We start from the raw sequence: 26,298 nt of genomic DNA on the forward strand, positions 1-26,298 counted from the left end.
TTCTTTTTTTATATCCATTGCAGGCCTTTACTTACTCCGCCAACCCGTTCAAAACGCGTGCATATTGCGGATACAGCTCGGCGATGCAGGACGGGCAAATGTCATGGGTTAATTCGACATGAAGCTCCTGTTGGAGAAAGCGTTCGATGGGAACCCACTGCCCGCCCTTGTGGACGGATTTGCAGGAAGCACAGATCGGCAAGAAAGGCAGAGGCTTCCGATAATGGTTCATAACCGGCGCCTTGGCAGGAGACGAATCGGTTACAGAAGCGGTATAACGGTGGGACAGCAGCACAAAAGAGGTCGCCCCGTTCGACTCATCCAGTATGGGGAAAGCCTCGATTTGAAACCATTTTCCTCTTCTCAGAAAAGGTGGCATGGGAAACCGACCGCTGTAAACAAGGCGTTCGCCCAGAAAGATGGACTGGATCGCCTGAAGAAGCTCGCTCATATCATCCGGCGGCAGAACAAGCTCCCGCATCAGTTCAAAATAATCCGTACCCGTCCACTCAAAGCGTGCCGAGAGGCCGGCGGCCATGCCGCATTCTCTCCATGAATCATTCACTGTAGTGATAAGACCTCGTCTGTCGATAGCCAGCACACTGCCGGGGAGAGAGCGGGTCAGATGAATAACAAGGGACAAAGCGCTTTCAGGCAAAAGAATCGCTCCTTGACGTGATTCAGGATGAAATACTAAGATTAGTCGGGAAAAATATAGCTCATTCATCATCCGGTTCACCCGGAATGGCAGGAGGTATGTTTAGCAAACGGTCGACTTGCCGGCGGTAGCGCATGGCCCGGCGCGTTCCGTAGATGAGATTGGACAGTCGGTAGGGCGGTATACCGTACAGTTGGCAAAAGTCCTTCTGACTCAGCCGCATCTCCGCCAGACGCTGCTTGATGGCCCATCCGTAAGGGGTTATGGGCTTTTTGCTGCTCATCTTGCTCACCTCTTATCGACATTCCAGCCGTATGATATAATGGGTTAAGGCATAAGATTAGTCAATTATATACTTTTTTACGTCATTTTACAATAAATAATGACTTATATAAGTAATTTGTCATAATTTCGGAAGGCGGTTAGGAAATGCAGTCCATTTATGATCGAATTGAGCTTTTGATTAGCAAAAAAGGCATCACCAAAAAAGCATTCTGCGAGCAGCTCGGCATCAGTACAGGCAATTTGGGAGATTGGAAACGGGGCAAGTCCACGCCCGGAACGCATAAATTAATCGAAATCGGCGCTTTTTTCGGCGTCAGTCTGGACTGGCTCATCTTGGGCAAGAACTCTCCGTCCATACTGCGTGAAGGAAGCGAGGATTATTTTTTTGAGCAAATACGGCAATCCGATTGCCATTTCGATAAGCTGGAGCCTCGTGAGAAGGAATTTATCAAGGAATATCTCGCTTTTTCTGAATACCGCAGACGGAAACAGGATGAACAGCCTCCCGAATAAATTTAAGCTTTACTTTTGAAAAATAAGCGAGTATAATAACTTGTGTTGGTCTCAAAAAGATCATTCGCCGCGCGGTAGTGGTGGAATGGCAGACACGCTATCTTGAGGGGGTAGTGGGCGTACGCCCGTGGAGGTTCGAGTCCTCTCTACCGCATACAGTAAGAAGCCTTGCGCAGCAGGGCTTTTTTTTATTTTCATTTATGGATTTTACAAAGGATAGAAATTCCAGTATGATCATAATGCCGAGTTTTTGTATTGGAATAAATGAGCGCGATTCTTGAAAATTTAATTTTGGAGGGTGTATTTATGGGGAAAATCGTTAAGAATTTGACCGAGCTGATTGGACATACGCCGCTTCTCGAATTGTCCAGTTTCAAAGAGGACGGCGCGGAAGCGAACATTCTGGCCAAGCTGGAGTATTTCAATCCGGCGGGCAGTGTGAAGGACCGGATCGGGTACGCTATGATCAAGGATGCCGAAGACAAGGGGCTCATTAACAAGGAGACAACCATTATTGAGCCGACCAGCGGCAATACCGGCATCGGCCTTGCTTTTGCGGCGGCGGCTCTGGGCTATCGGTTGATTATTATTTTGCCTGAATCCTTCAGTATAGAGCGTCGAAAGCTTTTGAAGCAGCTCGGGGCGGAACTTGTGCTGACCCAGGCTTCGGAGGGCATGGCGGGCGCAATTCGCAAAGCGGAGGAGCTGGCCGCCGATATCCCCAATTCCTACATCCCGCAGCAGTTTGAAAATCCGGCCAATCCCGAAATTCACCGGAAGACGACGGCCGAAGAAATCTGGAACGATACCGAGGGAAAAGTAGATATTTTCGTCGGCGGCGTAGGTACAGGAGGAACGGTCACGGGAGTCGGCGAGGTTCTCAAGGAGCGCAATCCGCAAGTGCGTATTGTGGCCGTGGAACCGGCCGGATCGCCTGTTCTGTCAGGCGGGCAACGGGGACCACATGCAATTCAGGGCATTGGAGCAGGATTCGTGCCGGCGAACTTTAACCGGGCCGTGGTGGATGAGATTGTTACGGTGAAGAATGAAGAGGCGATACAGACGGCCCAGAAGCTGGCCAGGAAGGAAGGGCTGCTTGTCGGGATTTCTTCCGGTGCCGCGGCATTCGCCGCTTATCAGCTGGCCAAGAGACCGGAGAATCAAGGCAAGAATATCGTCGTCATTTTGCCGGACACCGGCGAACGGTACATTTCGACCGATTTGTTTCCAGAGGAATAAAAAGCGGCAAGGCCGCAGAACAAGCGGGCAGGGCAGGATCATTACCCGGGCGCTGTTCGCTTGGATACAACAAAAGGATTGTGCAGCATTGAAGATGCGGCGCAATCCTTTTTTTCTTTTTCCGGGGATGCCGTCTGTACCGTTGTTCAATCCAGCACTGTCTTAATCTCCTGTTCAATGCTTTCAGGCGTCGTTGTCGGGGCAAAGCGCTTCAACACGCGTCCCTCGCGGTCGACCAGGAATTTGGTGAAGTTCCATTTTACGCTTTTGGAGCCGAGTGCGCCCGGAGCCTCCTTCGTTAAATACTTGTAAAGAGGATGGGCATTGTCGCCGTTGACATCGATTTTTTCATACATCGGAAAGGAGACGCCATAGTTGAGCCGGCAAAATTCCTGGATTTCTTCGCTGCTGCCGGGCTCCTGGGATGCAAACTGATTGCTCGGAAAGCCGAGCACGGCGAAGCCCCGATCTTTAAATGTATCATACAATTTCTGAAGACCTTCATATTGGGGGGTGAAGCCGCATTTGCTGGCCGTATTCACAATAAGCAGCACTTTGCCTTCGTATTTGGACAAGGATTCTTCTTGACCGCTCAGGGTATTGGCCTGGTAATCATACACGCTCACGGATGGACCTCCTTCGGATGGATATATTTTTTACAATTCAATTTTAAACTATTTAAATCTCAGGTCAATGTCTTTTCGGAAAATGACGGAAATTATCGTTTCAAATCCTGCCCCAAGTTTAATTAAAGGTTGTACTGCGTACAAATTGGTTAAATAAGGAGATGTTATTCATGAAAGCATTGTATACGGCTACCGCAACGGTTCGAGGCGGACGTGAAGGCTCATTTGAATCCTCCGACGGCGCCTTGAAGCATAATCTCAGCATGCCCAAAGAGTTGGGCGGTCCGGGAGGTTCCGGTACGAATCCCGAGCAGCTGTTCGCTGCAGGATACGGCGCCTGCTATGAAAGCGCATTGGCCAATGTTGCCCGCAAGGAGGGCGTCAAGCTCCAGGATGTGGAGGTTACGTCCAATGTATCGATCGGCAAAGACGAGAACGACGGCGGTTTCAAGCTGTCCGTGCGGCTGGATGTGAAGATATCGGGTGTAGACCATGATAAAGCGGAGGATTTGGCGAAAAAAGCCCATGCATTCTGTCCGTATTCCAAAGCGACGAGAGGCAATATTGACGTCGAGCTGAATGTGCTGGAGCTCAGCCGGCAGTAATACGTTAACCTTAATAAATAGACCCGTTTCCCGCAGCGATGCGGAAGACGGGTCTGTTTTTTTGATAATATCAGAAAGTATAAACTTCAAAGACCAGACTTCCTGATATTGCAAGAAAAACAACCGCTAAAGAGGGATTCGGCAACATCTTCGAGAGGCTTCGATAGGAGTTTTTCTTATAGAGTAAGCCGATGTTACTTTACTGGGGGCCTACTGTCGATGATCAGCTGAGCTTCTTCTTTTGTAAGGTCGTAATTCAAAAACTGCTTATAAAAGCTCACGGTTTCCTGCACCATGTCAACACCTTGGAACAGATCGGGATGCAGCGTTTTGGCCGCCCATTGGATTTGCAGCGCCGCTTCGGCGCCGTAACGGTCCCAGAGGAAAGCGCCGCTTGGGTTGTTATACACATGGCCGTTCTTGACGGCGTTCAGTGTCTTCCAGGCAGGATCGTCCATGATGTGGTCGGTATCCGCTAGCCCGCTGCCGATCATAATGTAATCCGGATTCCAAGAGATGATCTGCTCAAGGCTTACCGGCTTCATGTTGCCGCTTAGCTCTTGTGCCGCGTTGATGCCCCCCGCCACTTCAATCCAGTTCTGGATCATGGTGTCCTTGCCGTCTACCTGAAGCGGTGACAGGGACTGAATATGCAGTACTTTGGGCTTGTCGGAGTCTGGGATTTTGGAAGTCACGGCTGTTATTTCTTTCAGCTTCCCGTCCAGATAGCCGATAAAGGAGTCGGCCCGCCGGCTCGCATCGTCTCCAAGGATTTGACCCGTAAGGCGGAAGCATTCTTTCATCTCGTCAAAGTTCGTAAAGTTCAGCGCCACTGTGGGAATTCCCGCATTTTCCAGAGGCTGGATCAACGGAGAACCGGTTGATGCAAAGGCGATATCGGGCTTGTTCTTCAGCACCTCTTCCATTTGCGCTTCGGATTTGGTGAAGGCGGTCACGGCGTTGTTCATTTGCGGATTTACTTTGTACAGCCAGGGAACCGACTTGGGGGTGGAGATGGTGGACACGATTTTGCCGCCTGCACCAAGAATCGTGACGACCTCATTATGAGCTGGCCAAGTATCGGCGATCTTGTTGATTTGCGCGGGAACCGTAACCTGGCGTCCGTCGGTATCCTTGATGGTCTTGGCAGTCCCGTCGTCCCCTGCCACTTGTGCCTGTGATGCTTGCGGGGAGGCAGCGGGCGAAGCAGCGCTTTCGTTTGCATTATTTGCCCCGCATCCGGCCAGAACCAGAATTAATGCAGCGGACAGCATGAGTGCGGGCAGGTGTTTTTCCTTCAGTTTACGATATAGATTACAATACAGTTTGCTACACATGACAATACCTCCTGTTTGGATATATGGAAACGTCATTCAGACGTTCCTGGGCAATTTGGCTCTACGCTTGCATAAGCGGTATGCAGGTCTTCACTTTCTGTCCATTTGCGGCGGTAAACTCCGCTACTTCAACATCAATGCCGTAAGCGGATTTCAGATTTCCGGATGTTACGACTTCTTTAACGGTGCCTGCCAAAAAAGGCTGTCCCCGGCGCAATAGCGCCGCCTTGTCGGAGCATAAAAAAGCGTGGTCCGGAAAATGCGACGTCATGACGACCGTCATTCCCCGGTTGCTGAGCAGCCGGATCTGTTCCAGCATCCGGATCTGATTGCCGAAATCGAGATTGGACGTCGGCTCGTCCATAATCAGGATGTCAGACCGCTGCGCCAGCGCCCGGGCGATCAGGACCAACTGCCGCTCTCCGCCGCTCAGTTCCGTATAGATCCGGTCCCGGAGGGGATGAATCTGAAGACTGTGCAGGGCTTCGTCTGCAATGCGCTTATCTTTGGCATTCGGTGCCGCGAACCAGCCGAGATGGGCGGTGCGGCCCATTGTCACCACATCGATGACACGATAAGGGAATGGGGCACTGTGCGCCTGGGGAACATAACCTATGGCCCGGGCCAGCATTTGTCTCGACCATCCTGCGGTGCTGTGCCCATTGATACTAATGGTTCCTTCCAAGGGCTTCAGGAAAGAAAGCAGGGTTTTGAACAAGGTTGTTTTCCCTGCGCCGTTGGGACCCAGCAGGCACATAATCTCTCCGGCCCTTACCGAAAAAGAGACATCTCTGACCACCGGCTTTCCGTCATATCCACAGGAAAGGTCCTGGATTTCCAGCATTATTCCCAGCTCCTTTTTCCGGTAATGAGCAGCAATATGAAAAAGGGAGCGCCAATTAGGGCGGTCAAAATTCCAAGTGGGATTTCCAGGGTAAGCGCGCTGCGGGCGATATCATCGACAAGCAGTAAATACGCTGCGCCGTAAAGCGCGGAGACAGGCAGCAGCACTTTGTAGTTAGGTCCGACAACCATGCGGGAGAGATGCGGCACGATTAGACCTACCCAGCCAATGATTCCGCTGACGGAAACGGCAGCGGCGGTCAGCAGTGTGGAGCTGATGATGGTGATGAACCGAATGCGCGTTGTATTGACGCCCAGCGCCTGGGCTTCTTCCTCGCCGAAAGACAGCACATTCAGCTTCCAACGCAGCAGGAGCAGCGGCGTCAAGCCGATCAGCACGAGCGGAGCAAGGATGATGAGATCATTGGGTCCGGTGAGAGACAAGCCGCCCATCAGCCAGAACGTAATGGCGGGAAGCTTGTTGTCAGGATCGGCAGCCAGCTTGGTGATTGATGTAAGCGCAGTGAACACGGTGGAAATGACGATCCCGGTCAGTACGAGGGAAAGTACCGCTCCGCCCCTGCGGCTGACAATCGATCCGATGAAGGTGGTTAGCGCCACCGCCCCCATGCCCATCAGGAACGACATGAGCTGAATGCCGGCAGGGCCGTACGACATGAGCATCGCCAGCGCCGCGCCGAATCCCGCTCCGGCCGAGGCACCCAAAATATCCGGCGATACCATCGGATTGCGGAACAAGCCCTGATATGATGCGCCGGCGGCGGCCAGCGCTCCGCCGACCAGCAGAGCGGCTGCGATTCGCGGAAGGCGCACATGGAGCAGGACGATGCTTGTGGAAGCCGGTCCCGGATCGGGCAATCCGAGCAGATGGGCCCGAATGATGTCCGCCATCTGCGGCAGCGAAACGCTGTAACGCCCCATGGTAAAGGACAGGAGCAGTACTGCAAACGGCAGCCCGAATATCAGAACGATGCGAACTGCCCGTTTGAGCATGCCGCGAAATTCTGCCGGTTGACCGGGTATAGCGTAAGTTTGGTTCCTCTTCGGGTTCATTCTGCATCCTCCTTTTCTGAAAATATTCTGAAACCGAAGCTTTTTACATTTTGATATAAATAGAAAAGTTTCGTTATGACATTTTGCATAAATGAATTATGTTTATATATATTTAGATATATTTTGAATGTTGAAAAACGGCTTATTGCCTTGCTTCACAACTGCTTTTATCCAAATTTGAACATTTACCGATTTTTTTTGTTTTTTTCAGCTGGCGTCTCCTCTCGGCTTCGGTTGACATCACTCCTAAAATTCTTTAAGATGTCTAAGTATCTGTACTTTCGAACGAGAACATATTGGACGAGCCAAAATTAAAGATAACAGGTGATGAACATGTCTTATAAACCGGTAATTACGAACGTGACGAAGGCCAGCAGCAACGACAAGGAAGGGCTGTACGAATTCATTATCAAGCTAGCCGACGGAACGGAGTGCCGCGCGTTCTACCATCGGTTTCCGGAGTGGAGAATGACGAACATCAGCCGTCTGCTCAAGACTCCCTGCCCAATTTGCCGCAAGGATTTCATCTGTAAATGTATGGAAGCCTTCACCGGTGAACTGGAAGACCAAATGATCGGCGATAACTGGATTGAGAAGACGACAGCCGAGTAAAGACGAAGAAATGTGGAGACGCGGGAATTATCCCGCGTTTTTGTTTTGCCGAAAAATGGGGAAGGATAGAGTATACAGAAAGGAGCGGACCCGGATGAGCCATAAGAAAAGGAAGGAAAAGGTTGTCTTGGAGGTGCCGGGAGACCAGCAACATACCATAAAACCTGTGGATACCCTGGAGACGTCCATCGTGTTGATCGACGGTATGTGCCATTTGTGCGGTTGGCTTGTGACTTTTATTATTCCCCGCGATCCCGCAGGGCGTTTTCGCTTCGCGCCGCTGCAGAGCGACATTGGCCGTGAGCTTCTGGAAAAAGGCGGACTTGATGCGGATCGGCTGGATACGGTAGTGCTTGTGGAAAAAGGGGAGTATTACACGGAGTCGGCTGCGGCCCTCCGCATTCTGCGCGGGCTCCGCTTTCCCTGGCCAGCCGCGTATTTGCTGATCGCCGTGCCGGCTCCGCTGCGCAACAGGCTGTACCGGTACGTCGCGAGGAATCGTTATCGCTGGTTCGGACGCGATGAGCAGTGCCTTTTGCCTACGCCGGATATCCGGCGGCGTTTCTTATAAGCCCGGGAATTGGAGCCCGATTATTCCGATTTTTAAATATTGCCGCTTCCCGATAAGTGTGCTAGTATAACTGTAAATTATAGGAATAGCAACGGAAGCACCGTTCATTTAACCGCTTGTCGCGGTTATGAGCGGTGCTTTTTTTGTTGTTTCTATACCATTTAAAGGATACTTGTCCGGTTCCCGCAGCTGCGGGGACTGAGGAAAGGGGAGGATAAAATGACCGCCAGCCTCGTGCTCGCCGTGCGTGAAACCCAGTACATTGAACCGCTGCTGCATTACGTCCAGCATAGCGAGTATGGCGAAATGCTGAATATTAAGGCGTTCAGCCGAATGGAAGCTTTTGCAGAGTACATGAAGGACGGGGAGACACCGGAGGCGGTTGTCGGCGATCCGGCATTCATCGAAGCGTGGCTGCTTGGAGGCCGGGCGGCGGTGCCGTGGGCCATTCTGGAAGAAGCGGGTGGCATGGCGTCCGGGAAGAACAAGAGCGTTATCGGCGGCAAGAAAATTGCCAAATATCAGGCGCTGCCCGCGCTGCTCACTTCCATGCTGCAGCTGTGCGACATTCAGCGAAGCCGTATGGCTCCGGCCCTGAACGAAGGCACAATGCTGCTGGGAGTGGTATCGGGAAGCGGCAGCAGCGGTAAAACGACGGTCGCGATGAACATAGCCAAGCAGCTCGGGAGTCAGGGATTGTCCGTCTTTTATCTGAATCTTGAAACGGTTGACAGTAGCGGGCTGTTCCTGCGGCCTCCAGGGGGGAATGGTTCGGGGCTTGAGCGGCTTCTCTACGAGATCCAGGCGACGAGAGAGAGCGGTAATCCTTTGGCGATCAACATAGGACATTATGCGGTCAGGCAGGAAGCGCTGCGCTGCGACACGTTCAGGCCCATAGGCAATATAAAGGAAATGCAGCAGATGAGCGCAAGAGATGCGCAGGAACTGCTGGAGCTTCTGACTGCGAATGGCGGTTACGACGCTGTTATTGTCGATACGGGCAATATCGGGGATGAGCGGACCGAAGCGGTGCTGCAGCGCTGCGGGCACCTTGTCTGGGTGCTGCGGGACGACGAGGTGAGCATGTTCAAGACAGGGAAATGGCTGCATCATTTGATCTCTCCCGATGCCGGGAAGAATGGGGATTTGCTCGGCAAGAGCATGTTCGCGGTGAACTTCGCAAGGGAGAATAACCCGCAGGCGCCATTACCGGAAGGCTTGCTGCCGGATGTCGTTCTGCCCTTCATCTCTTCGTGGAGCTTGCCGAACAGAGGAGAACTGAGTCTCAATTCACCGCAGTTTCAGCGCGGTATTCTGAAGCTGTGCGGGATGATTACGGGACTTGCGCTGCCGGGGCTGGTTTCAGGCGGAGAGAGTGTATGAATGACGAGCTGTTCCGTAAGCTTCGCGGCGAAATACGCTCAGGGCTGGATGTGACCTCCTCCGTCGGAAACAGTGAACTGATCTCGCATATTGAAAGGACGATTTTTGAGCGGGAAGAGCTGCGGCGCTTAACGGCGCAGGAGAAGCACAGGCTTGTCCGGAGGCTGTTTGATTCTTTTCGCGGTCTGGACGTGCTTCAGCCGCTCGTGGACAATCCGGCCATCAGCGAGATTATGGTGAACAGCCATGAGGATATTTTTGTCGAGGAGGAAGGGGAAATCCGCCGGCTGCCGCTGGCGTTCGAATCGGCTTCGAGACTGGAGGATATTATCCAGATCGTCGTTTCCGATGTCAACCGCGTCGTCAATGAATCGTCGCCGATTGTCGATGCCCGGCTGAAAGACGGGTCGCGGGTCAATATTGTGCTCCCTCCCGTAGCGCTGAAGGGGCCGGCGATGACGATCCGCAAGTTTCCCGAGTCGCCGATGACAATGGATGACCTTGTCCGCAGAGAGGCCATCAGCCGGGAAGCGGCGGGCCTGCTTAAGACGCTAGTCGCCGCTAAATACAACATCTTTATCAGCGGCGGAACGGGTTCGGGCAAGACGACTTTCTTGAACGCTCTATCCCAATTCATTCCGTCGCAAGAGAGAGTCATTACAATTGAGGATTCGGCGGAGCTGCAAATCATTACCGTGCCGAATCTGGTGTCGCTGGAGACGAGGAACGCCAACACGGAGGGCAAAGGGGAAATCTCCATCCGCGATCTGATCCGTTCGTCGCTACGGATGCGGCCGAACCGGATCGTCATCGGCGAGGTGCGCGGCGCCGAGGCCTTGGATATGCTGCAGGCGCTTAACACTGGCCATGATGGGAGCTTGTCCACCGGCCACGCGAACAGCGCGCGCGACATGATCAGCAGGCTCGAGACGATGGTGCTGAGCGGCGCCGATCTGCCGGTTGCGGTCGTGAGGCAGCAGATCGGCTCGGCGATCGATATTTTTGTCCATCTGGCGAGGCTGCGCGACCGTTCGCGGCGGGTCACGGAGATCAGTGAGGTCATGGGGCTGGAGGGCGGAGAAGTGAAGCTGAATCCGCTGTATGCGTTCCGCGAAACCGGCGAAGGTGACGGCCGCCTGAAGGGTGAGCTGGAAGCTTGCGGCAACCCTTTGCGGAATACGGCAAAGCTGGTTATGGCAGGAATAGCTTTTACTCCGCTGGATCGGTTTGGCGGTGAAATTAAGAGAGGAGGAGAGACAGACGGATGTTCAAAATGACTGGAAAGGGCCGGGCACCGGGGAATTTGCTGCCAGCCGGATTTGGACCGGGCAGTCGCGAACCGGCACATGCCATAGATGCCCATCTTCATTCCGGCGGAAGGCTGGTTAAGCGCGATATCACGCGGGTTGGCCGGGGAACAGCCGATTATGCCAAGGCTCCAACCCTCCAAAGCAGCACTGGACAGGCGGGAAGGGGAGGTGCCTCTGCGCAGCAGTTGCCCGATTACACGGTGTATACGCTGAATAAGCGGCAGAGCATCGTTTCGGCAGCGGCAGGCGGGTTGATCTTGTTTGGAATCGGCTATTTGTTCTATCACAACCCGCTGATTGCCTTGGTGCTGTCGGCGGGAGGATATTTTGCCCCGCGTATATGGCGGGATTACCTGAAGAAGCGCCGGCGCGCCGCGCTCAATCTCCAGTTTAAGCAGATGCTGTTCTCGCTGTCCTCCTCGCTGTCCGCCGGAAGGTCGGTGGAGAATGCCTTTCGCGAAGCGGTGCAGGATTTGAAGATGCTGGACCCGGAGGGCGGCAGCGATATGATTGCTGAGCTGAATATCATCTGTGCGCGGCTTGAATACGGACAGCCCGTCGAAGAGGCGCTGCAGGATTTCAGCAGGAGGGCGGGAATGGAGGATATCCGGCGGTTCGCCGACGTCTTCTCCGTCTGCAAAAGGACGGGAGGTGACTTGGTGGAGGTGGTGCGACGCACCTCAAGCATTATCGGCGAGAAGCTGGATATTCAGCAGGAAATTGCCGTCAGCGTTTCGCAGAAACGGTTCGAGTCCAAGGCTCTGCTTGTTTCTCCGCTGGTTATGCTGCTGTTTATGAGCCTTAGCGCCGGGGATTATATGAATCCGATGTACAGTGGGATAGGCATCGTCATTTCGACCTTTGCGCTGGCTTCACTGATTCTCTGTTATTTCTGGACAAGCAAAATCATGGACATTCCGCTGTAAGGAGAGTGGGAAATCTGAGATGGATTTGCGGTTTGGCCGCTATTGCGCTTGCCCTAAGCTGGATCGCGCTCCGTACCATGAGCGGGAGAAGATACGTTGCCTTACGAACTTTGCCTGTGGAAGGCCTTCGTCTGCGCCAAGTTTCGGAGCCGCTGCTTGTCCTGCTGGAGAAGGGGGGTATCGCCCGGAGATTTCCGGTATTCGTCTTTCGGCTGCAGCGGTCGGTGCAGCAGATCTACGGGCAGCGCCACAGCGCGGAAATAACGCTGCTGTTCATGGGAGAAATGCTGGCCTACGGCTGGCTGTTCGCTTTGGGAGGCAGCAGCCTTACGATGCTTAGCGGTGAATCGGCCGCGTTCGTTCTTGGTATGTTGTTGGCTGTCCTGCTACCGGCCGCGCTTGCTGCCGATCTGCACAAAAAGGTCAAGCTTCGCGAACAGCTCATTATGATGGAGCTGCCGGATCTGTTAAGCGGAATCGTGCTGCTGGTCAGTGCGGGCGAAACGGTGCAGCGGGCGATTACGCGCTGTCTGGAAAGCCGGAAGAATGACGATCATCCGCTGTACCGGGAACTGCTTGTCATGACCGGCGAGTGGGAGAAGGGCTACTCGTTCCAGCAGGCTTTCGAGAATTTCAGCAAGCGCTGCGCCGTGCAGGAAGTCTCGCTTTTTACGACGACGGTCCTGCTGAACGTCCGAAGAGGGGGGAGCGATTTCGCGCTCGCGCTTCGCGATTTATCGCGGCTGCTGTGGGAGAAGCGCAAGGCGGTCAGCCGGACGAGAGGGGAGCAGGCTTCCTCAAAGCTCGTTTTTCCGATGGTTGTCATTTTTGTAGTTGTAATTGTATTGGTAGGCACTCCGGCTTTTATGATGATGAATATGTAGGAGGTAGAGAGCATGTTAGCGATTGTGGAGAAGAGCAAAAGTTTTTGGCGGGATGAGGAAGGTCTGGGCACACTCGAAATGATTCTGATTATTGCCGTACTGGTCGCAGTTGTCGTATTGTTCCGCCAAAAGATCAAAGAGGTGATCTCGGATCTGATCGATACCGCCGGCGAAAAGAGCCAGGAAGTATTTGAAGAATAATCCGATTGCGATGCTGAACAAAATCCGTAACGACGAAGGAAGCTTCACCGTCGAGGCGGCTATGGTGCTGCCGATCATCATGTGCGTAACCATGCTGCTGCTGTTCTTCTGTTTGTACAGCTACCAGAAGTCGATGCTGCTCCAAATGGCCTCTTCCGCATCCGAACGTGCGGCCTATAACTGGGACAACAGCCACAAAGCCGGAGACGGATCGTTTCCGCAGGGGGAATATGATTCCCTCTATTGGAGAATTGGAGACGACCGTCTGCTGGGCAGCCTGTTCGGGAGCGGAGAGAACGGCTCAGCCGCAGCCATAGAGCTGCCGGACGGCGGAGCGGAAGAGGGCAATCTTCCGGCGGTCAAGCTGGAAAAGTCCGCGATGAGAATGCCGGACAACATCAGGGGAGAAATGAGCTACAGCTATGCCCTTACGGGAAGAAAAGTAAAAACCAGGCTTCAGCGGATGCTGAACCTGCCTGTTCTGGACGAGATTCTTTCGGATAGAGCCAGGCCCGAGGTGGCCGCGCAGTCTCTTGTTGCCGAGCCGGTTGAGTTTATCCGCACCGTGGAGTTGATGCGTTACTATGGAGCCAAATTTCACGGGAACACGGGAAATCCGGAACCGGAGCAGGCCATGAAGAGGCAGGATGCTTCCTCTATGATGTCCAAACTCGGCAAACGGTAACTTGGGAAGGATGAATAAACAAATGGCGAACCGAATCCGCCGTGCAAAGCGGTTAACAAGCAGATGGAAACAGACGGATGGGTCGGTTTCGGTGTTTTTGATTATGGTGCTGGCCTTTGTATTTCTGTTCTCCGCGGTGCTTATCGATTATGCGCGGATGGCTGCCGCCAGTGTGCAGGGCGAGCGGCTGACCCGGGCGGGCCTGCACTCGGCGATGTCGGCGTATGACGTCGAACTGATGGGACAGTATGGACTGTTTGCCTTCGGCGGAGGTGACGGAGACGAAATGATGGCCCGCGCGATTGCCGAATCCTTTCATAAAAGCGGCCGCGGCGACGGTTTTAATCTGATCACCTTGGGCCTGGATTCTTCAACGATCGAGTGGAGCCGACCGCTGGGCAGCTATGACGCGTTCCGCCGTCAAATAAATGAAGACATGAAATACAAGGCTCCGGTTGATTTTGCTCTGGAGCTTGCGGGAAAGTTCAAGCCGCTGTCCGGGGCGATGGAGGAAGCCTCCCGCACAGCGGACTTATTCGCCAGGCTGCAGCCGCTGTATGACAAGCGGGAGGCGGCGCTCGACCGGATGCTGGAACGCAGACGGCAGGCGGCGGAAAGCGCCCGGAGGCCGCTCACGCTTATTAAAAATCCGGCAGCCGGGGGCATTGCCGATAGTTCCATCGGTGCCGTTACGAGCGCTGCGGATATCGCCGCCCAGTACAACGATTATGTGTGGAAGACCACTCTGGACATGAATAGAGGACCGAAGAAACCGCCCATGTATACCGACGTTACCGCTTCTTATCTTGAGCAATCGGCAGCGGTTCTGTCCAGACTTGGAGGCGAGCTTTCCGCCTGGCAGAATGATCACGCCGTTCTTATCCGGCAGGCGAGCGATGCGCTTCATGAAGCGAGAACAATAAACGAGCAAATGCGCGAAGCCATCAATCAGGACAAAAACGGCAGCGCAGGGAGCGGCTATGCTTCTGCCGATTCCTGGGATATCCCCGATTCACAGCCAAGCACCTCTGCTCGCCCCAGCTTGCGTGAGCAAGCGGAGCAGCTATTGCTGGATTCGGCGGACCTTAGCCGCATGGAAAATAGTCTGGCGGAACAGGAAGCGGCTTATCGGGCTGCTCACTCCCGGGCTTCCTCCCTTCCGGAGGAAATAGACCCGTATTGGGGGCGAAACAGCTACGCGATGAAGGATGCGGTGACCGGAGCTGCGGGCGCCCTTGACGCCTATTTGCGCGATTACGGGAACGGTGGAGGCGTGATCGGCCGGGAAGCGGACGAAATCGGGAAGCACCGCGGCTCGGACAATCAGCGAAAACAGCTGGAACAAGAGGCGAAGACCAAGCTTCAGGAGGCACTAAAGATTATCGATGCTCTTCGCAATCTGGGCGGCGGTGCAAAAGAAGCGCTGGAGCGCTACGAATTATTAAATCAATACTATGAAGAAAGTATCGATTATAACAAAGGCCTGGCGGAAAGCTCGGCGGATGCGCCTGCGGATAGCGATCCTTACGCCGCTGAGAGCACGGCTATGGACCAAATGGACAAGCTTTACGAAGCGATTGGCAGCGTGCTGCTTGCTTCAAGGGACAGGCTGTTTCAAAGCGAATATGCCGCGCAATATTTTCCGCATTTCGATTTGTCGCAGCTGTCGGGAATAGCCGAAGGCTCGGTTGAAGAGATAGGTGAGCGGCTAAAAGAGCACCTTGATCCGCACAGCCAGGAGCTGGAATATATCCTGTACGGCTTTAATAAGCCGGGGCTGAACGTAGGGGCGGCATATAGTGAAATTTTCGCGGCCCGGCTCGCTATCCGCACGATGGAGGGCTTTGTAAAAAGGGCAGAGCTGGGCAATCCGCTGCTTGTTGCGGCGGCGGCACTGGTGTACGGGTTGACGGAAGCGGTCAAGGATATGATTATGCTCTGCCGCGATGGAGCGGTTCCTTTATCCGAATTCGTGCCTGCTAAGCTGACCTACCGGGATTATTTGCGCCTGTTTTTGGTGCTGCATGGCTCGGGGGAGGCAGAGCTTTCCCGGATGCTGGCTCTGATTCGGCTGAATACGGGCGTTAATCCGGCAGAAAGAAGCACATACGCTTCTGCTGAAGTGCGTTTAGGAATGAGGCTATGGTTCCTGCCCGGCATCATGAAGCTGCTTCAACATACGGGCGCGGTTCCGGGAGAGGTTGGGGGTCATACTTATTTCAGATCGGTGAGGGCGGACTTTGCGTACTGACGGGAGGCAGAGAGGGACAATGAAGGACCGGCTAAAAAAGGGAGGGAGGTTTAATAATGAAGGCAGCATGGTCGTGGAAGCGGCTATGGTGCTGCCGATGTTTTTGCTGTTTGTGCTGTTCCTCATTTTTATTGTGCAGATGACTCTGTATTCAACCGCTTTGCAAAGCACCGTGTCCGATACGGTAAAAGAAGTCGCCACGCATATGTACCCTGCCGCCTTGGCGGTGCAGAAGGCAGAGCAGACCTCGACAGCTTCTAGTGAAGCGGGGAACGCGGTAAATGAGATAAATGGTCAAGCGCCTGCGGACAAGCCGTCCGTTTGGACGATTCCGCGTCTGTCGGTTTCCGATTGGGCCGAACAATATGCCTCCGAGCTGCCTCCGCCGCTTGACGATTGGATCAGGGGCGCTGCCCGGAAGGGAGAAGGTCCTCTTCAGGAGCTTCAGGCCAAAGGCTCGGAAGCCGTTCTGGATGCGGCCGTCAAGCCGCTGCTTAAGCCGTACATCGCTTCGGATATGCTGGATTACAGGCGAATCCACGTATCGAATGTGACAGTTCCTAAGCTGGGAGCCGGATCAAAGCCTTATTTCGGCCTTGAGGTCAGCTATAAGCTACCGATGAAGGTGCCGTTTCTCAATCGCAGCATTGTGCTGGAGGCCTCTGCCGTCGAGCGGTTATGGATCGGAGATACAGGCGAAGGCGGAAGCGGGGGGCAGGAAAGCGGAGCGGAAGAAGGCAGCGCCATTGCCGTTTTGGAGAAGCCGAATCCTGCAAGGCCGAACAAACAAGGCGTCATCCGGATCAAAATAGAGCCGAATGCTACGGCGAATCTCACGGTTTTCTACAAATCCGGGAAAAGCACCGCCAAGTATTTGGGCTGGAAGAAAGCGGACGAGAACGGCTACATCGAGTGGGAATGGAGAATCGGCGGCAAGACGACGCCGGGCTCATGGCCGACTTTCGTTATAGAAACAGAGGACGGCCAATCGGTGGAAGGCAAATTTTATGTGGCGGATAAACCGAATTGATTCACGGGAAAAAAAGGAGCAAGTCTATGAATGAATGGGCGTTTTGGGGATGTCTGCCCTTTTTGGCGGTAGCGTTCCTAACGGATACGCTGACGATGAAGATACCGAACTGGATCACGGCGCCGGCGGTGCTTATGGGCTTTCTGGCTCAGGGGCTTTCCGGCGGCTGGAAGGGCGTGCTGTTTGCGGGAGCCGGCGCTGCCGCAGGATTTTTACCGCTACTGCTCATGCATGTATTAGGAGCTGTCGGGGCGGGGGATGTCAAGCTTTTTGCGGGTATCGGGGCTTGGACGGGATATTTTTTCACAATACAGGTTATTGTGTACTCGCTGCTGTTTGCGGCCGCAATCGGCTGGATCATCGTGCTTAAGAGGCGGGAAGGCTTTCGGCGGCTGCGGAGTGTCGCAAGACTGCTGACGGGAATCTTTTATATGCCGAAATGGACGCTGTTCAAAAGCCGAGACGGCGATATGCTGCGATTTCCTTTTATGCTTGCTGTGGTTCCCGGAGCGGCAGCCGCCTTTTTGGGTGGCTGGATTTGAAGGTTTGAACATGGGAGGTGATGTCTATTGTTTGGATTAACCAGGGATTTTGTGCAGCAGGACGGTATCCGTATGGTGCTTGGAGGGCGGGAGGGAATGCCGGTATCCAGGCTCAATCCGGTTCAGTGCCGCATGCTGTCCTCCTTGACTATTCCGCACCATCTTCGGCTGTTTCTTAAAGAGGTGGATTTGAGCGTTACACTGGAGTATGCGGTATCGGGAAAAAAGCTGCTCTCGCATCTGCTCAAGGGAGTCAGGATGACCTTGGACGAATTTTACGGGCTGCTGCTGCAGATCGCCCAAGGGATGGAGGACGGCCGGCTGCATATGCTGCACCCCGGGCAGTATGCGCTTCATGAGGATTATATTTTTATTGAAGGCCCGCTGCAAAGGGGGAAGGTGTACTTGACGTACGTTCCTCTTGAGAGCGTCGAACCGGCGCAGTCATTGGGAGAGAGCCTCAAGAGACTGATTATGGCGCTGATGCCAAGTGTAGGGGAGCTGAAAGGAGACGGCGTCCAGCGGCTGCTGCACTACTGCGGCGAAGATGAGTTTACGGTCAGAGGGTGGAAGCAGCTCATTTCGGAGCTGTTAACAGACGGCGGGGATCGGCAAACGGCAGCGCATGAGGAGACGACGGCGGTCGCTAAACCATTGATGGGAACCGGGGGTTACCCGATGGAGCGATCCTTGCATGAAACATTCCCGGATAAAGCGGTTCATAAATTTGCTGACAATGGTCAAAAAACGCCCACGCAGCGTGTTGGCCCGAATGTGAACAATGGCTTTTTCGGCAGATCGGGTTCCCCGGCGGACTCCCCCGAAGCTTCACGGGATAAGGCTTCGCCGCTGGCCGAATGGATGAGCGGGAGTTCTTTTTTTCAGGGGAGGCGGGAAGAAGACAAGCGGGAAGGAGATAGGGAGAGAGGCTGTCAGGAAGAGGACCATATGGAGCCCGAGGCGGTTTCTGGCACCCTTCAATCGCGCAAGGATGGGCACTCCCCAAAAAAGACCTATATTTTACTGAGCTGCGTTCTGCTGGACGCCTTGCTGTGGAAATACCTGTATCTCGATCATCCCGGTAGGTTGGCGCTGATTCTTTGCGGAATCGCCACGCTGCTGCTGATTGCATTAAACGGGCTAATATGGGCGGGGAAATTAGGCGCTGACCCTGTGGAAGAACAAGAGGCGGAAGAAGAACAGGATGAACGGGGGCCGGAATTTGGAATGTCCCGTGGGTTCGGAACGTTGCAACCGTCCATTGGACGGAAGAGAGAGAAGCTTGAGGGATTTCAGCGGTTTAATCCTGCGCCGATTGACCCGAATAAGCGGGTTATGGCCGAAATTCACGAATTCGAATGGGATGGAGCGGAGGTTGAAGCAGCTGAAGACTACCCGAATGCCGCGGTTTCTGACCCGGCGACTATGCTGCTGTCTAGAGAGCAAACTCCCGCCTCGGAACAAATGAAGCTCCGCGAAGGATCGGTGCCCTATCTTGAAAGAAGGGAAGAAGGAAGCGAAAAACCGGAGAAAATCGAACTGAATCGTACGAGCTTTATTATCGGCCGTTCGCCGGAGGTGGCGCAGTACACGGAAACGTCGGAGGGTGCTTCAAGAGTGCATGCCGAAATATTCCGAAGCGGCGGCGGCTATGTGCTAAAAGATCTGGATTCGCGCAACGGCACGCGGTTTCAAGGGGAGGCGATGGTTCCGTACAAGGAATATCCCTTGACCGACGGAGACGTCTTCACGATTATAAAAGGAAATTATACCTTTTATCAGCGTTAACGGTTCATGCATAGTGCCATAGTGCTCAAGCTCATGCTCTCAGCTGCCGCAGCGCTTTCGGAAGTTCGGGATAAGCGAACACAAAGCCATGCTCCAGCAGCTTGGCGGGAAGAACGCGCTGGCCCTCCAGCAAAATCTCCGACAGCTCACCGAGAGCGGCTTTCAGCAGCAAGGCAGGCAGCGGGAACCAGTGGGGACGATGGTACGCTTCTCCGATGGCGGAACCGAATTGGTCGTTGGTCACAGGCTTAGGAGCGGTGGCGTTAACGGGACCCGAAATATCAGGGCTGGCGGCGCAGTAATCAATCAAAGCGACCATGTCGGCAAGATGAATCCAGGACAGCCACTGCTGGCCGCTGCCGATTTTCCCCCCGAAGCCGAGCATGTAGGGAAGCTTCATTTTCGGGAAGGCGCCGCCTTCATTGCCGAGCACAACGCCGGTCCGCAGCTTGACTAGCCGAAAACCATGGTAGGCAAGATCAGCGGAATCTTCCCAGGTCTTCACGACCTCTGAAGGGAAATCCATTACTCTCGGCGGAGAGGATTCATCGAAAGAGTCTTTAAGCGATGTGCCGTAAATTGCAACGGCGGATGCCTGAATGACCACCTGCGGTTTGGATTTCAGAGCGCCGAGCAGTTTGGACGCCGCGGCAACGGTTTCGATACGGGACTGCCGGATGAGCGATTTGCCGTGTTCATTCCAGCGCTGATTCAGGGTGGCGCCGGCAAGATTAACGAGGACATGGGCTCCCTCCGCAGGCACGGGATCAATAGTAAGCTCCTCCCAGGTTCTGTACAGCAGCATGGGGTGAACTAACGCTTGGTTCGGCACTTTACGGGCCACAACAATAACTTCGTGCCCTGCCTGCAGCCAGTAGTGAGTCAGGGCGGTACCGATAAAACCGGTGCCCCCGCAAATAATCGCTTTCATTAATTATGGCCTCCTTGCCTTTAAGGGGCTGCGGCGCCCGGAGTGCTCCAAAACTATTAAAAAGTTACTTCATTAAATGGCGGTATGGGGAGTAGTCGATATGATTCTTTTCCAGGAATTGAATCAGGAAGCGGCTGTCGCGCCTTGGAGTGGCGGAAATGTAGCCTCTGATGCAGTGATCGCGCGTAACCTCGGTTGCGCTGCTTTCGATGGCGATCCTGCCGATTTCGGCGGCAATGGAGTGCTTGGCGATATCGCGGAACGGCCCCGGTACGGGCTGCACCAGCTGGTCGAGAAAGGCTTTGGATTCGTCGCTCCAGAGCGGACGGCTGCGTTCCACCCAGTAGTTTTGCCAGTCCAGCTTGGATTTTCCGTCCGCCTTGGGCAGCACTTTGAGGAACTTGCGGAACATAAAATAGCCGCCGATGCACATGCAGCCGAGCAGCAGAAATGTCCAGAAAGCGATCGTGTTCATAAATAAGCTGCTCGGTGACGCGGATAACCAGCCAAGCCCTGATCTAATAAACATATTGGAATCACCTCATCAATGATGATGATCACAGCTTTCTCTTCAACTTAAATTATAGCGTATGCTACGCGTTTTGCGAAGGAGGAAGCCAGATATCGGCAATGCCTAGATTTCTTGTCCCAATCACGATAAAATAAGTTTTAATTCGTGAGAGAAAGAGGGAAAACGGCATGCTAAAAATTGGCTCCCATGTGTCGTGCGGGTCCAAGGGACTGCTCAGCGCGGCAAATGAGGCGAATGAATACGGTTCAAGCTCTTTTATGATATATACAGGCGCACCGCAAAATACCCGCAGAAAGCCGATTGAAGACATGTATCCCGAAGAAGGCAAAGCCGCGATGCGGGAAAACGGCGTAGAAGAGATTGTCGTTCACGCTCCTTACATCATTAACCTGGGATCATACAAAGATAACACCTACCAGCTTGCCGTCGATTTTCTCCAGCAGGAGATCCACCGCACCCACGCGCTCGGGGTTAAGCATATTGTGCTTCATCCGGGCGCATATACGGACAAGGATGCGGAATACGGCATCCAGCGGATTGCCGACGGTCTGAATGAGGTGCTGGGGGGCACGCATGAGACGGAGGTCCATATTGCCCTTGAAACCATGGCCGGCAAAGGAACGGAGATGGGCCGGAGCTTTGAGGAAATCGCTGCCATGATCGATAAGGTCGTGCACAACGAGCGGCTGTCGATCTGCCTGGATACATGCCACATCCACGATGCCGGTTACGATATTGTAGGCGATCTGGACGGCGTGCTTGAGCAGTTTGACAAAATTGTCGGGCTGGATCGGATCGGGGTCGTGCATATCAACGACAGCAAAAATCCGAGCGGTGCGCGCAAAGACCGCCATGCGCCGATCGGTTCGGGCTGGATCGGTTTTGACACGATTAACCGGGTCGTTCATCATGAGCTGCTTGCAGGACGCCCGTTCATACTTGAAACGCCGTGGATCGGCAAAGACGCCAAGACCCAGCGGCCGATGTACGAAGCGGAAATTGCGCTGCTGCGCGGCAATGTGCAGGAACGGTTCGGCGGAGAGTTTTTGGCGCAGGTCGAGGAATTGCACGCTTTCTTTGCCAAGCAGGAGCTTGACCCAAGGAAGTATGTGCTGGACGTGTGGAATGTGCTCAAGAACGATGCCAAGGCCAAAAAGGCCGATCCGCGCGAGCCGCTGGAACGCCTGTATGATCAAGTAATCGCCGCGGGTCTGTTCTCAGACTTGAGCGAAGAAGCGGTTAATCACCGGCTGATCGCTTGGTTGGCGGGCAAAGAGCTGCTGGTTAACGCTTAAACTTATGCTTTGCGTGAATGACGAGAGGATGGAACGAACACCATGGAACTGCATGTAAAAAGAGAACATTTTTCTTCGGACGAGCAGCACCCGAACCGGGCGCGAATGCTCATCTCCTGTCCGGACGGCCCGGGAATTGTCGCTGCGGTGTCCCGTTTTTTATTCGATCACGGCGCCAATATCGTGCAATCGGATCAGTATACGATGGACCCGTCCGGCGGAATGTTCTTTATGAGAATTGAATTTGATCTTCCGGAGCTGGAACGGCGCATGGAGCAGCTTCAGGCGGAGTTCGGCAAAATCGCCGGACAGTTTCAAATGAACTGGCAAATATTCAATGTCAGTCATAAGAAGAAGCTGGCGATCTTCGTCTCCAAGGAGGATCATTGCCTTGTCGAGCTGCTCTGGCAGTGGCAGGCCGGGGATCTGGATGCCGATATTGCGCTGGTTGTGAGCAACCACGCCGATATGAAGGAGTATGTCGAGTCTTTCGGCATTCCGTATCATCACATTCCGGTAACGGCGGATACGAAGGCCGAGGCTGAGCGGCGCCAGCTGGAGGTAGTCGGAGAGGATATCGACGTCATTATTTTGGCGCGGTATATGCAGATTATCTCGCCGTCGTTTATAGAGCATTACAGAAACCGGATTATCAACATCCATCATTCCTTCCTTCCGGCCTTCATCGGCGGCAATCCTTATGCCCAGGCGTACCGGCGCGGGGTGAAGATTATCGGTGCTACGGCTCACTATGTAACCGAAGAGCTGGACGGCGGTCCGATCATCGAGCAGGATGTGCAGCGGGTCAGCCACGGGGATGACGTCGGCGAACTGAAGCGGATCGGCCGCACAATTGAGCGCGTCGTTCTTGCCAGGGCGGTCAAATGGCATATCGAGGACCGTATCCTTGTGCATCAGAATAAGACGGTTGTGTTCAACTAATCGAATAGCTGCTTGCTTTACTGGTAAAAAAGCATATAATCTAGAAACTTGGCTAAACCATTGATATATAAGGTTTTTTTCTAAAGCAAATGAGTTTAGGGTAACATTTGGGTAACAAAAGTATTTTTTAGAGGCTTCTGAGCATATCTGCAAACTTTGTAGAGGCCTCTTTTTTCTTTGGTTTTGTCACGTGCCAATATACATTTTTTGTAATTGTATCGTCCTCATGTCCGAGTCTATCCATGATCTCTTGTAGCCCAATATCAAGTTCAGCAAGTAAGGAAACATGAGTGTGTCTGAATTTGTGGGGCGTTATGTTCGGATTTAAGTTTGTTAATTTTATTAACCGTTTCGTTCTGTATTCAATTGTACCTATATATTCAGGGTAACCGTAATTAGATTTCATTTTAGCAATGACAAAGTCTTTATCGTGATAAACATTACGATGCCTCATTCGAACTTCGTTCTGCCGCGCACGATGATCTTCCAGCACTTTGATAAGATCCTCATCAATCTCTATGATACGGGTTGAACTTTTTGTTTTAGGCGTGAGCAATTCATATTCCTTGACACTTTTATTATGACTGTAGATCGTCTTTGTAATGCTTATCCGATGTTGTTCGAAATCAATGTCCTTCCACTTTAATGCACAAAGCTCCCCGACTCTCATTCCGGTGTAAGCCAGCATCATGAAAATAACATAATCTCTCTCCAGACCTTTGGTCTTAGATGCTTCTAAGAACAGGGCCAATTCCTCTTTTTCTAGGTAGTTTATCTCTTCATTCTTTTGCTCCAGTTGCTCAACCGTTTCTCTTGTCCTCGGGATATATGAATATAATGTAGGATCAGACTTAATCACAGATTTCTCCATTGCCCATTTAAAGATCATTTTTCCGGTATTCTGTATCCCTACCAATGTGCTATGGGACAGGCCTTTTGCATGAAGTTCGTTTAGTGCATTTTGATAAGTGGCCAAGTTTATGTCTTTCATCTTCAAATATTGCAGGTAAGGCAGCAAGTTCTTTATTGTAAATTTACGCATCCTAACCGTTCCGGGCTTAACTGTTCCGGTGGATTCGTAGTATTTGTACCAGCTATCAGCGAAATCCTTGAATAAGGTGTTAGGCTCCTCTACGAATGTTCCCTGCTGCAACTCGGCCAGCATTATTGCAGCAGCTGCTTCAGCGTCACCCTTTGTATCGAATCCACCTTTTTTCTTTTGCTTGCGCTTGCCGGTCATAGGATTGATGCCAACATCAATGATGAAAGCCCACTTTGCACCACAACTACATTTCTTTTTCTTCTTACCTGGACACTTGCAATGAGGCTTGTAAAAATGACCCTGCATCCATATCACTCCTTGAAATCTCTCTATGCCTGTATTGTAGGTGAGGTACAGCAAAAAGACCATACCCATTTAGGTACGGTCTGGTATAGGAGAGTTGTTTTATCAATAAAAATTAATTTGATAATTTATTTAGTTCATCTATTACATACTTTATAGGAATCGCAAATTCCAAATTACCTCCGCTAATACCAGCATTAGTAACTCCTATAACATTTCCATATTCATCAAGTAACGCCCCACCAGAAGAACCGTGATCTATATCAGCAGTATGCTGTATAGTTGTAATCCCATCAATTGTCCTAATTCCAGATATAATACCTTCAGATAGTGAGTTTTCCAATCCTTGAGGGCTACCTATTGCATAAACCTTATCACCAACTTCAGGTAAATTAACATCATAATTTAGATATTTAGAAGGTGAAATTCCGGTAATACCACCATTTTCATTGTATGAAGTAGAAAGAAATACTCCAAATATATCAGTTGTTGGATTATCAAATTTATACCATCCATTAGAATCATATACTGTACCATCTAATTTAACTAATATTCCAGAACTATTTTCTACAACGTGATGGTTTGTTATAAAAATACCTCCTGCAAGAGTAAATCCAGAACCAGATGATATAGGATTACCTTGATTATCATATGATATAACATATCCTACACGATCCATTAGTTGTGCAATCTCTTTTGCCGATAAAACTTTTTTTGTATCATTATTTACAATATCAATATTATTTGTTGCAGCACCTTCTTCTAAAGGCAAACCTACTAATGGATATACTTTGCTCCGAATTTTTTCAACGCTTGAATTAAAATAAACTGCATATCTATATTTATCATAACTAACATTTGCGCCAAGAAGTTCACTGAATGCTCTCATCGGAACATAGACAGTTCCTTTTAAAAAAATTGGCTTTCCTGAAATTTTTATTTTTTTTGTTGTTGACTCTAAGAACGTTGAACTAACATCGACATTATTTGAATTAATTGTGAAAGCTATCTCAAAAGGGCCTTTATTATAAGATGCTAGAGCTGATTTGTATTCCGGGTAATAGACAACAGTGAAATCTATGTTCTCGAATAGCGCTCTCATTGGTATATATGTTGTGTTATTTATGATTATAGGAGAAGTTGCACTAGCTATATAGTTACCATTTATAACTAGCGATAGAGAAGTGGACTTTGCAGAAGCGGAAGCAGGAATGAGTAATAATACTAAGATGACACTAATAATTATTTTTTTCACTGGACAGTTCCCCTTTATCATCCGCATCGGCTGCGGAATTTGCTATATATATTATTTCTCGTCATTTCCCACGAATTACTTTAATTTACTTGGTATATTTTACGCAATGATAATCTAACCACTACGGGGTTAATATGGTAATAAATATTACAACCAGGAGTAAACATGAAAATACCAGTGGTAAGGATGAAGACAACAGGAGATGTAGATAAAGATTTTGTCGAAATTGACCTTGTCAAAGATGTGAACTTCGTTTACAAGTGGCAGAAAACTAAAAACTCTATTGAATGCCTCGCATTTTTCACCTCGAACGGCACATATCTAGCACTCACAACACTTCGTGAAGCTTCCATTTCCTTCTCAAAATATGGATATAAGCCCCTTGATAGTTCTACGCTTGTTAATTTAAGCCGAATTATGGAAACAGAACCTGCAGAAAATGGATCTAAAATCACATTCATTGACCATACGGTAACATTTGTACGACGCAAGCTTATTTAGTATGTATTGTCAAGATACTTGAATGGGGGTGATGGGGTGATTCATCCCCCTAGATTCGACATTTTATGACAGTAAATATCTGTTATTCTAGTTTTACAGAAATAACCTCAATTACTTTTTTAGGAATAGTAGAT

The 26,298-nt window shown here is 51.7% G+C and carries 28 protein-coding genes and 1 tRNA gene; 19 read left to right on the top strand and 10 right to left on the bottom strand.

Going from position 1 to position 26,298, the window contains the following annotated elements; genetic code table 11:
* Positions 1-31: 31 nt before the first annotated feature.
* Positions 32-658, bottom strand: a complete 627-nt coding sequence (locus tag PSAB_RS05890; protein ID WP_144240481.1) for a PAS domain-containing protein — start codon at positions 656-658, stop codon at positions 32-34.
* A 61-nt stretch (positions 659-719) separates the two neighbouring features.
* Entirely contained in the window at positions 720-941 is a 222-nt protein-coding gene (locus PSAB_RS05895) for a helix-turn-helix domain-containing protein (RefSeq protein ID WP_025333649.1), read from the bottom strand.
* Between the two features lie 146 nt (positions 942-1,087).
* Here PSAB_RS05895 and PSAB_RS05900 point away from each other — a divergent pair, with 146 nt between their 5' ends.
* The 3 genes from PSAB_RS05900 to cysK all read left to right on the top strand — a co-directional run bounded on the left by PSAB_RS05900 (position 1,088) and on the right by cysK (position 2,695).
* The gene (locus PSAB_RS05900; RefSeq protein WP_025333650.1) at positions 1,088-1,456 is read left to right on the top strand and encodes a helix-turn-helix domain-containing protein; all 369 of its coding nucleotides are present in this window, start codon (positions 1,088-1,090) and stop codon (positions 1,454-1,456) included.
* Positions 1,457-1,527: 71 nt separating this feature from the next.
* Positions 1,528-1,610 (top strand) — tRNA-Leu (locus PSAB_RS05905).
* A gap of 152 nt (positions 1,611-1,762) precedes the next feature.
* On the top strand, positions 1,763-2,695 hold the full coding sequence (gene cysK, locus PSAB_RS05910; RefSeq protein ID WP_025333651.1) for a cysteine synthase A: 933 nt from the start codon (positions 1,763-1,765) through the stop codon (positions 2,693-2,695).
* Between the two features lie 146 nt (positions 2,696-2,841).
* On the opposite strand, the gene PSAB_RS05915 is transcribed toward cysK, so the two are convergent.
* On the bottom strand, positions 2,842-3,321 hold the full coding sequence (locus PSAB_RS05915; protein WP_025333652.1) for a glutathione peroxidase: 480 nt from the start codon (positions 3,319-3,321) through the stop codon (positions 2,842-2,844).
* 170 nt (positions 3,322-3,491) lie between these two features.
* Between PSAB_RS05915 and PSAB_RS05920 the strand changes: the two genes are divergently transcribed.
* Positions 3,492-3,926 carry an organic hydroperoxide resistance protein gene (locus PSAB_RS05920; protein WP_025333653.1) on the top strand — a complete coding sequence of 145 codons (435 nt, stop codon included), beginning with the start codon at positions 3,492-3,494 and terminating at the stop codon, positions 3,924-3,926.
* Between the two features lie 194 nt (positions 3,927-4,120).
* Here the strand turns inward: PSAB_RS05920 and PSAB_RS05925 are convergent, their stop codons facing one another.
* The 3 genes from PSAB_RS05925 to PSAB_RS05935 all read right to left on the bottom strand — a co-directional run bounded on the left by PSAB_RS05925 (position 4,121) and on the right by PSAB_RS05935 (position 7,180).
* Positions 4,121-5,263 carry an ABC transporter substrate-binding protein gene (locus PSAB_RS05925; protein WP_025333654.1) on the bottom strand — a complete coding sequence of 381 codons (1,143 nt, stop codon included), beginning with the start codon at positions 5,261-5,263 and terminating at the stop codon, positions 4,121-4,123.
* A 61-nt stretch (positions 5,264-5,324) separates the two neighbouring features.
* Positions 5,325-6,107: an ABC transporter ATP-binding protein gene (locus PSAB_RS05930; RefSeq protein ID WP_226991771.1), complete on the bottom strand. Its 783-nt coding sequence runs from the start codon at positions 6,105-6,107 to the stop codon at positions 5,325-5,327.
* On the bottom strand, positions 6,107-7,180 hold the full coding sequence (locus tag PSAB_RS05935) for a FecCD family ABC transporter permease (RefSeq protein WP_025333656.1): 1,074 nt from the start codon (positions 7,178-7,180) through the stop codon (positions 6,107-6,109). The genes PSAB_RS05930 and PSAB_RS05935 overlap by 1 nt, the downstream gene beginning before the upstream one ends.
* A 333-nt stretch (positions 7,181-7,513) precedes the next feature.
* Here PSAB_RS05935 and PSAB_RS05940 point away from each other — a divergent pair, with 333 nt between their 5' ends.
* From PSAB_RS05940 to PSAB_RS05995, 12 genes are all read left to right on the top strand, one after another.
* Entirely contained in the window at positions 7,514-7,792 is a 279-nt protein-coding gene (locus PSAB_RS05940) for a hypothetical protein (RefSeq protein ID WP_025333657.1), read from the top strand.
* 94 nt (positions 7,793-7,886) lie between these two features.
* Positions 7,887-8,363 carry a thiol-disulfide oxidoreductase DCC family protein gene (locus PSAB_RS05945; protein WP_025333658.1) on the top strand — a complete coding sequence of 159 codons (477 nt, stop codon included), beginning with the start codon at positions 7,887-7,889 and terminating at the stop codon, positions 8,361-8,363.
* Positions 8,364-8,582: 219 nt separating this feature from the next.
* On the top strand, positions 8,583-9,746 hold the full coding sequence (locus PSAB_RS05950) for a P-loop NTPase family protein (RefSeq protein WP_025333659.1): 1,164 nt from the start codon (positions 8,583-8,585) through the stop codon (positions 9,744-9,746).
* Positions 9,743-11,023: a TadA family conjugal transfer-associated ATPase gene (locus tag PSAB_RS05955; RefSeq protein WP_025333660.1), complete on the top strand. Its 1,281-nt coding sequence runs from the start codon at positions 9,743-9,745 to the stop codon at positions 11,021-11,023. The genes PSAB_RS05950 and PSAB_RS05955 overlap by 4 nt, the downstream gene beginning before the upstream one ends.
* Positions 11,011-11,982: a type II secretion system F family protein gene (locus PSAB_RS05960; protein ID WP_025333661.1), complete on the top strand. Its 972-nt coding sequence runs from the start codon at positions 11,011-11,013 to the stop codon at positions 11,980-11,982. The genes PSAB_RS05955 and PSAB_RS05960 overlap by 13 nt, the downstream gene beginning before the upstream one ends.
* A gap of 5 nt (positions 11,983-11,987) precedes the next feature.
* Positions 11,988-12,866 (top strand): type II secretion system F family protein, encoded by an 879-nt coding sequence (locus PSAB_RS05965; RefSeq protein WP_226991772.1) that lies wholly within the window; start codon positions 11,988-11,990, stop codon positions 12,864-12,866.
* Between the two features lie 12 nt (positions 12,867-12,878).
* Positions 12,879-13,067, top strand: a complete 189-nt coding sequence (locus PSAB_RS05970) for a Flp1 family type IVb pilin (protein WP_025333663.1) — start codon at positions 12,879-12,881, stop codon at positions 13,065-13,067.
* Positions 13,057-13,752 carry a TadE family protein gene (locus PSAB_RS05975; RefSeq protein WP_226991773.1) on the top strand — a complete coding sequence of 232 codons (696 nt, stop codon included), beginning with the start codon at positions 13,057-13,059 and terminating at the stop codon, positions 13,750-13,752. Before PSAB_RS05970 ends, PSAB_RS05975 begins: the two co-directional genes overlap by 11 nt.
* A 22-nt stretch (positions 13,753-13,774) precedes the next feature.
* On the top strand, positions 13,775-16,003 hold the full coding sequence (locus PSAB_RS05980; protein ID WP_025333665.1) for a hypothetical protein: 2,229 nt from the start codon (positions 13,775-13,777) through the stop codon (positions 16,001-16,003).
* 19 nt (positions 16,004-16,022) lie between these two features.
* Positions 16,023-17,033, top strand: coding sequence for a TadE/TadG family type IV pilus assembly protein (locus tag PSAB_RS05985; RefSeq protein ID WP_038595601.1), 1,011 nt, complete (start codon positions 16,023-16,025; stop codon positions 17,031-17,033).
* 26 nt (positions 17,034-17,059) lie between these two features.
* Positions 17,060-17,575 carry an A24 family peptidase gene (locus PSAB_RS05990; RefSeq protein ID WP_025333667.1) on the top strand — a complete coding sequence of 172 codons (516 nt, stop codon included), beginning with the start codon at positions 17,060-17,062 and terminating at the stop codon, positions 17,573-17,575.
* Positions 17,576-17,602: 27 nt separating this feature from the next.
* Entirely contained in the window at positions 17,603-19,363 is a 1,761-nt protein-coding gene (locus tag PSAB_RS05995) for a DUF6382 domain-containing protein (RefSeq protein WP_025333668.1), read from the top strand.
* A gap of 31 nt (positions 19,364-19,394) precedes the next feature.
* On the opposite strand, the gene PSAB_RS06000 is transcribed toward PSAB_RS05995, so the two are convergent.
* Positions 19,395-20,294, bottom strand: coding sequence for a TIGR01777 family oxidoreductase (locus PSAB_RS06000; protein ID WP_025333669.1), 900 nt, complete (start codon positions 20,292-20,294; stop codon positions 19,395-19,397).
* A 64-nt stretch (positions 20,295-20,358) separates the two neighbouring features.
* Positions 20,359-20,823: a DUF2621 family protein gene (locus PSAB_RS06005; protein WP_025333670.1), complete on the bottom strand. Its 465-nt coding sequence runs from the start codon at positions 20,821-20,823 to the stop codon at positions 20,359-20,361.
* Positions 20,824-20,993: 170 nt separating this feature from the next.
* On the opposite strand from PSAB_RS06005, the gene PSAB_RS06010 reads away from it, so the two are divergent.
* Both PSAB_RS06010 and purU read left to right on the top strand, forming a co-directional pair.
* A complete protein-coding gene (locus PSAB_RS06010) occupies positions 20,994-22,121 on the top strand; it encodes a deoxyribonuclease IV (protein WP_025333671.1) in 1,128 nt (375 codons plus the stop codon).
* Positions 22,122-22,163: 42 nt separating this feature from the next.
* Positions 22,164-23,063, top strand: a complete 900-nt coding sequence (gene purU / locus PSAB_RS06015) for a formyltetrahydrofolate deformylase (RefSeq protein WP_025333672.1) — start codon at positions 22,164-22,166, stop codon at positions 23,061-23,063.
* A gap of 127 nt (positions 23,064-23,190) precedes the next feature.
* Here the strand turns inward: purU and PSAB_RS06020 are convergent, their stop codons facing one another.
* Both PSAB_RS06020 and PSAB_RS24990 read right to left on the bottom strand, forming a co-directional pair.
* Positions 23,191-24,411 carry a tyrosine-type recombinase/integrase gene (locus tag PSAB_RS06020; protein WP_025333673.1) on the bottom strand — a complete coding sequence of 407 codons (1,221 nt, stop codon included), beginning with the start codon at positions 24,409-24,411 and terminating at the stop codon, positions 23,191-23,193.
* A 112-nt stretch (positions 24,412-24,523) separates the two neighbouring features.
* Positions 24,524-25,663 (bottom strand): stalk domain-containing protein, encoded by a 1,140-nt coding sequence (locus PSAB_RS24990; protein WP_158442558.1) that lies wholly within the window; start codon positions 25,661-25,663, stop codon positions 24,524-24,526.
* A 165-nt stretch (positions 25,664-25,828) separates the two neighbouring features.
* On the opposite strand from PSAB_RS24990, the gene PSAB_RS06025 reads away from it, so the two are divergent.
* Positions 25,829-26,164: a hypothetical protein gene (locus PSAB_RS06025; RefSeq protein WP_025333674.1), complete on the top strand. Its 336-nt coding sequence runs from the start codon at positions 25,829-25,831 to the stop codon at positions 26,162-26,164.
* Positions 26,165-26,298 lie beyond the last annotated feature (134 nt).

This window comes from Paenibacillus sabinae T27, from assembly GCF_000612505.1.
Lineage (GTDB): Bacteria > Bacillota > Bacilli > Paenibacillales > Paenibacillaceae > Paenibacillus_AQ > Paenibacillus_AQ sabinae.

What these genes read in the sequence shown, in the direction of transcription:
- PSAB_RS05990 (WP_025333667.1), top strand. Translation starts at nt 17,060, where the DNA reads ATGAATGAATGGGCGTTTTGGGGATGTCTGCCCTTTTTGGCGGTAGCG.
- PSAB_RS06025 (WP_025333674.1), top strand. Translation starts at nt 25,829, where the DNA reads ATGAAAATACCAGTGGTAAGGATGAAGACAACAGGAGATGTAGATAAA.
- PSAB_RS06005 (WP_025333670.1), bottom strand. Translation starts at nt 20,823, where the DNA reads ATGTTTATTAGATCAGGGCTTGGCTGGTTATCCGCGTCACCGAGCAGC.
- cysK (WP_025333651.1), top strand. Translation starts at nt 1,763, where the DNA reads ATGGGGAAAATCGTTAAGAATTTGACCGAGCTGATTGGACATACGCCG.
- PSAB_RS05925 (WP_025333654.1), bottom strand. Translation starts at nt 5,263, where the DNA reads ATGTGTAGCAAACTGTATTGTAATCTATATCGTAAACTGAAGGAAAAA.
- PSAB_RS05960 (WP_025333661.1), top strand. Translation starts at nt 11,011, where the DNA reads ATGTTCAAAATGACTGGAAAGGGCCGGGCACCGGGGAATTTGCTGCCA.
- PSAB_RS05940 (WP_025333657.1), top strand. Translation starts at nt 7,514, where the DNA reads ATGTCTTATAAACCGGTAATTACGAACGTGACGAAGGCCAGCAGCAAC.
- PSAB_RS05935 (WP_025333656.1), bottom strand. Translation starts at nt 7,180, where the DNA reads ATGAACCCGAAGAGGAACCAAACTTACGCTATACCCGGTCAACCGGCA.
- PSAB_RS06020 (WP_025333673.1), bottom strand. Translation starts at nt 24,411, where the DNA reads ATGCAGGGTCATTTTTACAAGCCTCATTGCAAGTGTCCAGGTAAGAAG.
- PSAB_RS05955 (WP_025333660.1), top strand. Translation starts at nt 9,743, where the DNA reads ATGAATGACGAGCTGTTCCGTAAGCTTCGCGGCGAAATACGCTCAGGG.
- PSAB_RS05895 (WP_025333649.1), bottom strand. Translation starts at nt 941, where the DNA reads ATGAGCAGCAAAAAGCCCATAACCCCTTACGGATGGGCCATCAAGCAG.
- PSAB_RS06010 (WP_025333671.1), top strand. Translation starts at nt 20,994, where the DNA reads ATGCTAAAAATTGGCTCCCATGTGTCGTGCGGGTCCAAGGGACTGCTC.
- purU (WP_025333672.1), top strand. Translation starts at nt 22,164, where the DNA reads ATGGAACTGCATGTAAAAAGAGAACATTTTTCTTCGGACGAGCAGCAC.
- PSAB_RS05950 (WP_025333659.1), top strand. Translation starts at nt 8,583, where the DNA reads ATGACCGCCAGCCTCGTGCTCGCCGTGCGTGAAACCCAGTACATTGAA.
- PSAB_RS05945 (WP_025333658.1), top strand. Translation starts at nt 7,887, where the DNA reads ATGAGCCATAAGAAAAGGAAGGAAAAGGTTGTCTTGGAGGTGCCGGGA.
- PSAB_RS05980 (WP_025333665.1), top strand. Translation starts at nt 13,775, where the DNA reads ATGGCGAACCGAATCCGCCGTGCAAAGCGGTTAACAAGCAGATGGAAA.
- PSAB_RS05930 (WP_226991771.1), bottom strand. Translation starts at nt 6,107, where the DNA reads ATGCTGGAAATCCAGGACCTTTCCTGTGGATATGACGGAAAGCCGGTG.
- PSAB_RS05920 (WP_025333653.1), top strand. Translation starts at nt 3,492, where the DNA reads ATGAAAGCATTGTATACGGCTACCGCAACGGTTCGAGGCGGACGTGAA.
- PSAB_RS06000 (WP_025333669.1), bottom strand. Translation starts at nt 20,294, where the DNA reads ATGAAAGCGATTATTTGCGGGGGCACCGGTTTTATCGGTACCGCCCTG.
- PSAB_RS05970 (WP_025333663.1), top strand. Translation starts at nt 12,879, where the DNA reads ATGTTAGCGATTGTGGAGAAGAGCAAAAGTTTTTGGCGGGATGAGGAA.
- PSAB_RS05985 (WP_038595601.1), top strand. Translation starts at nt 16,023, where the DNA reads ATGAAGGACCGGCTAAAAAAGGGAGGGAGGTTTAATAATGAAGGCAGC.
- PSAB_RS05900 (WP_025333650.1), top strand. Translation starts at nt 1,088, where the DNA reads ATGCAGTCCATTTATGATCGAATTGAGCTTTTGATTAGCAAAAAAGGC.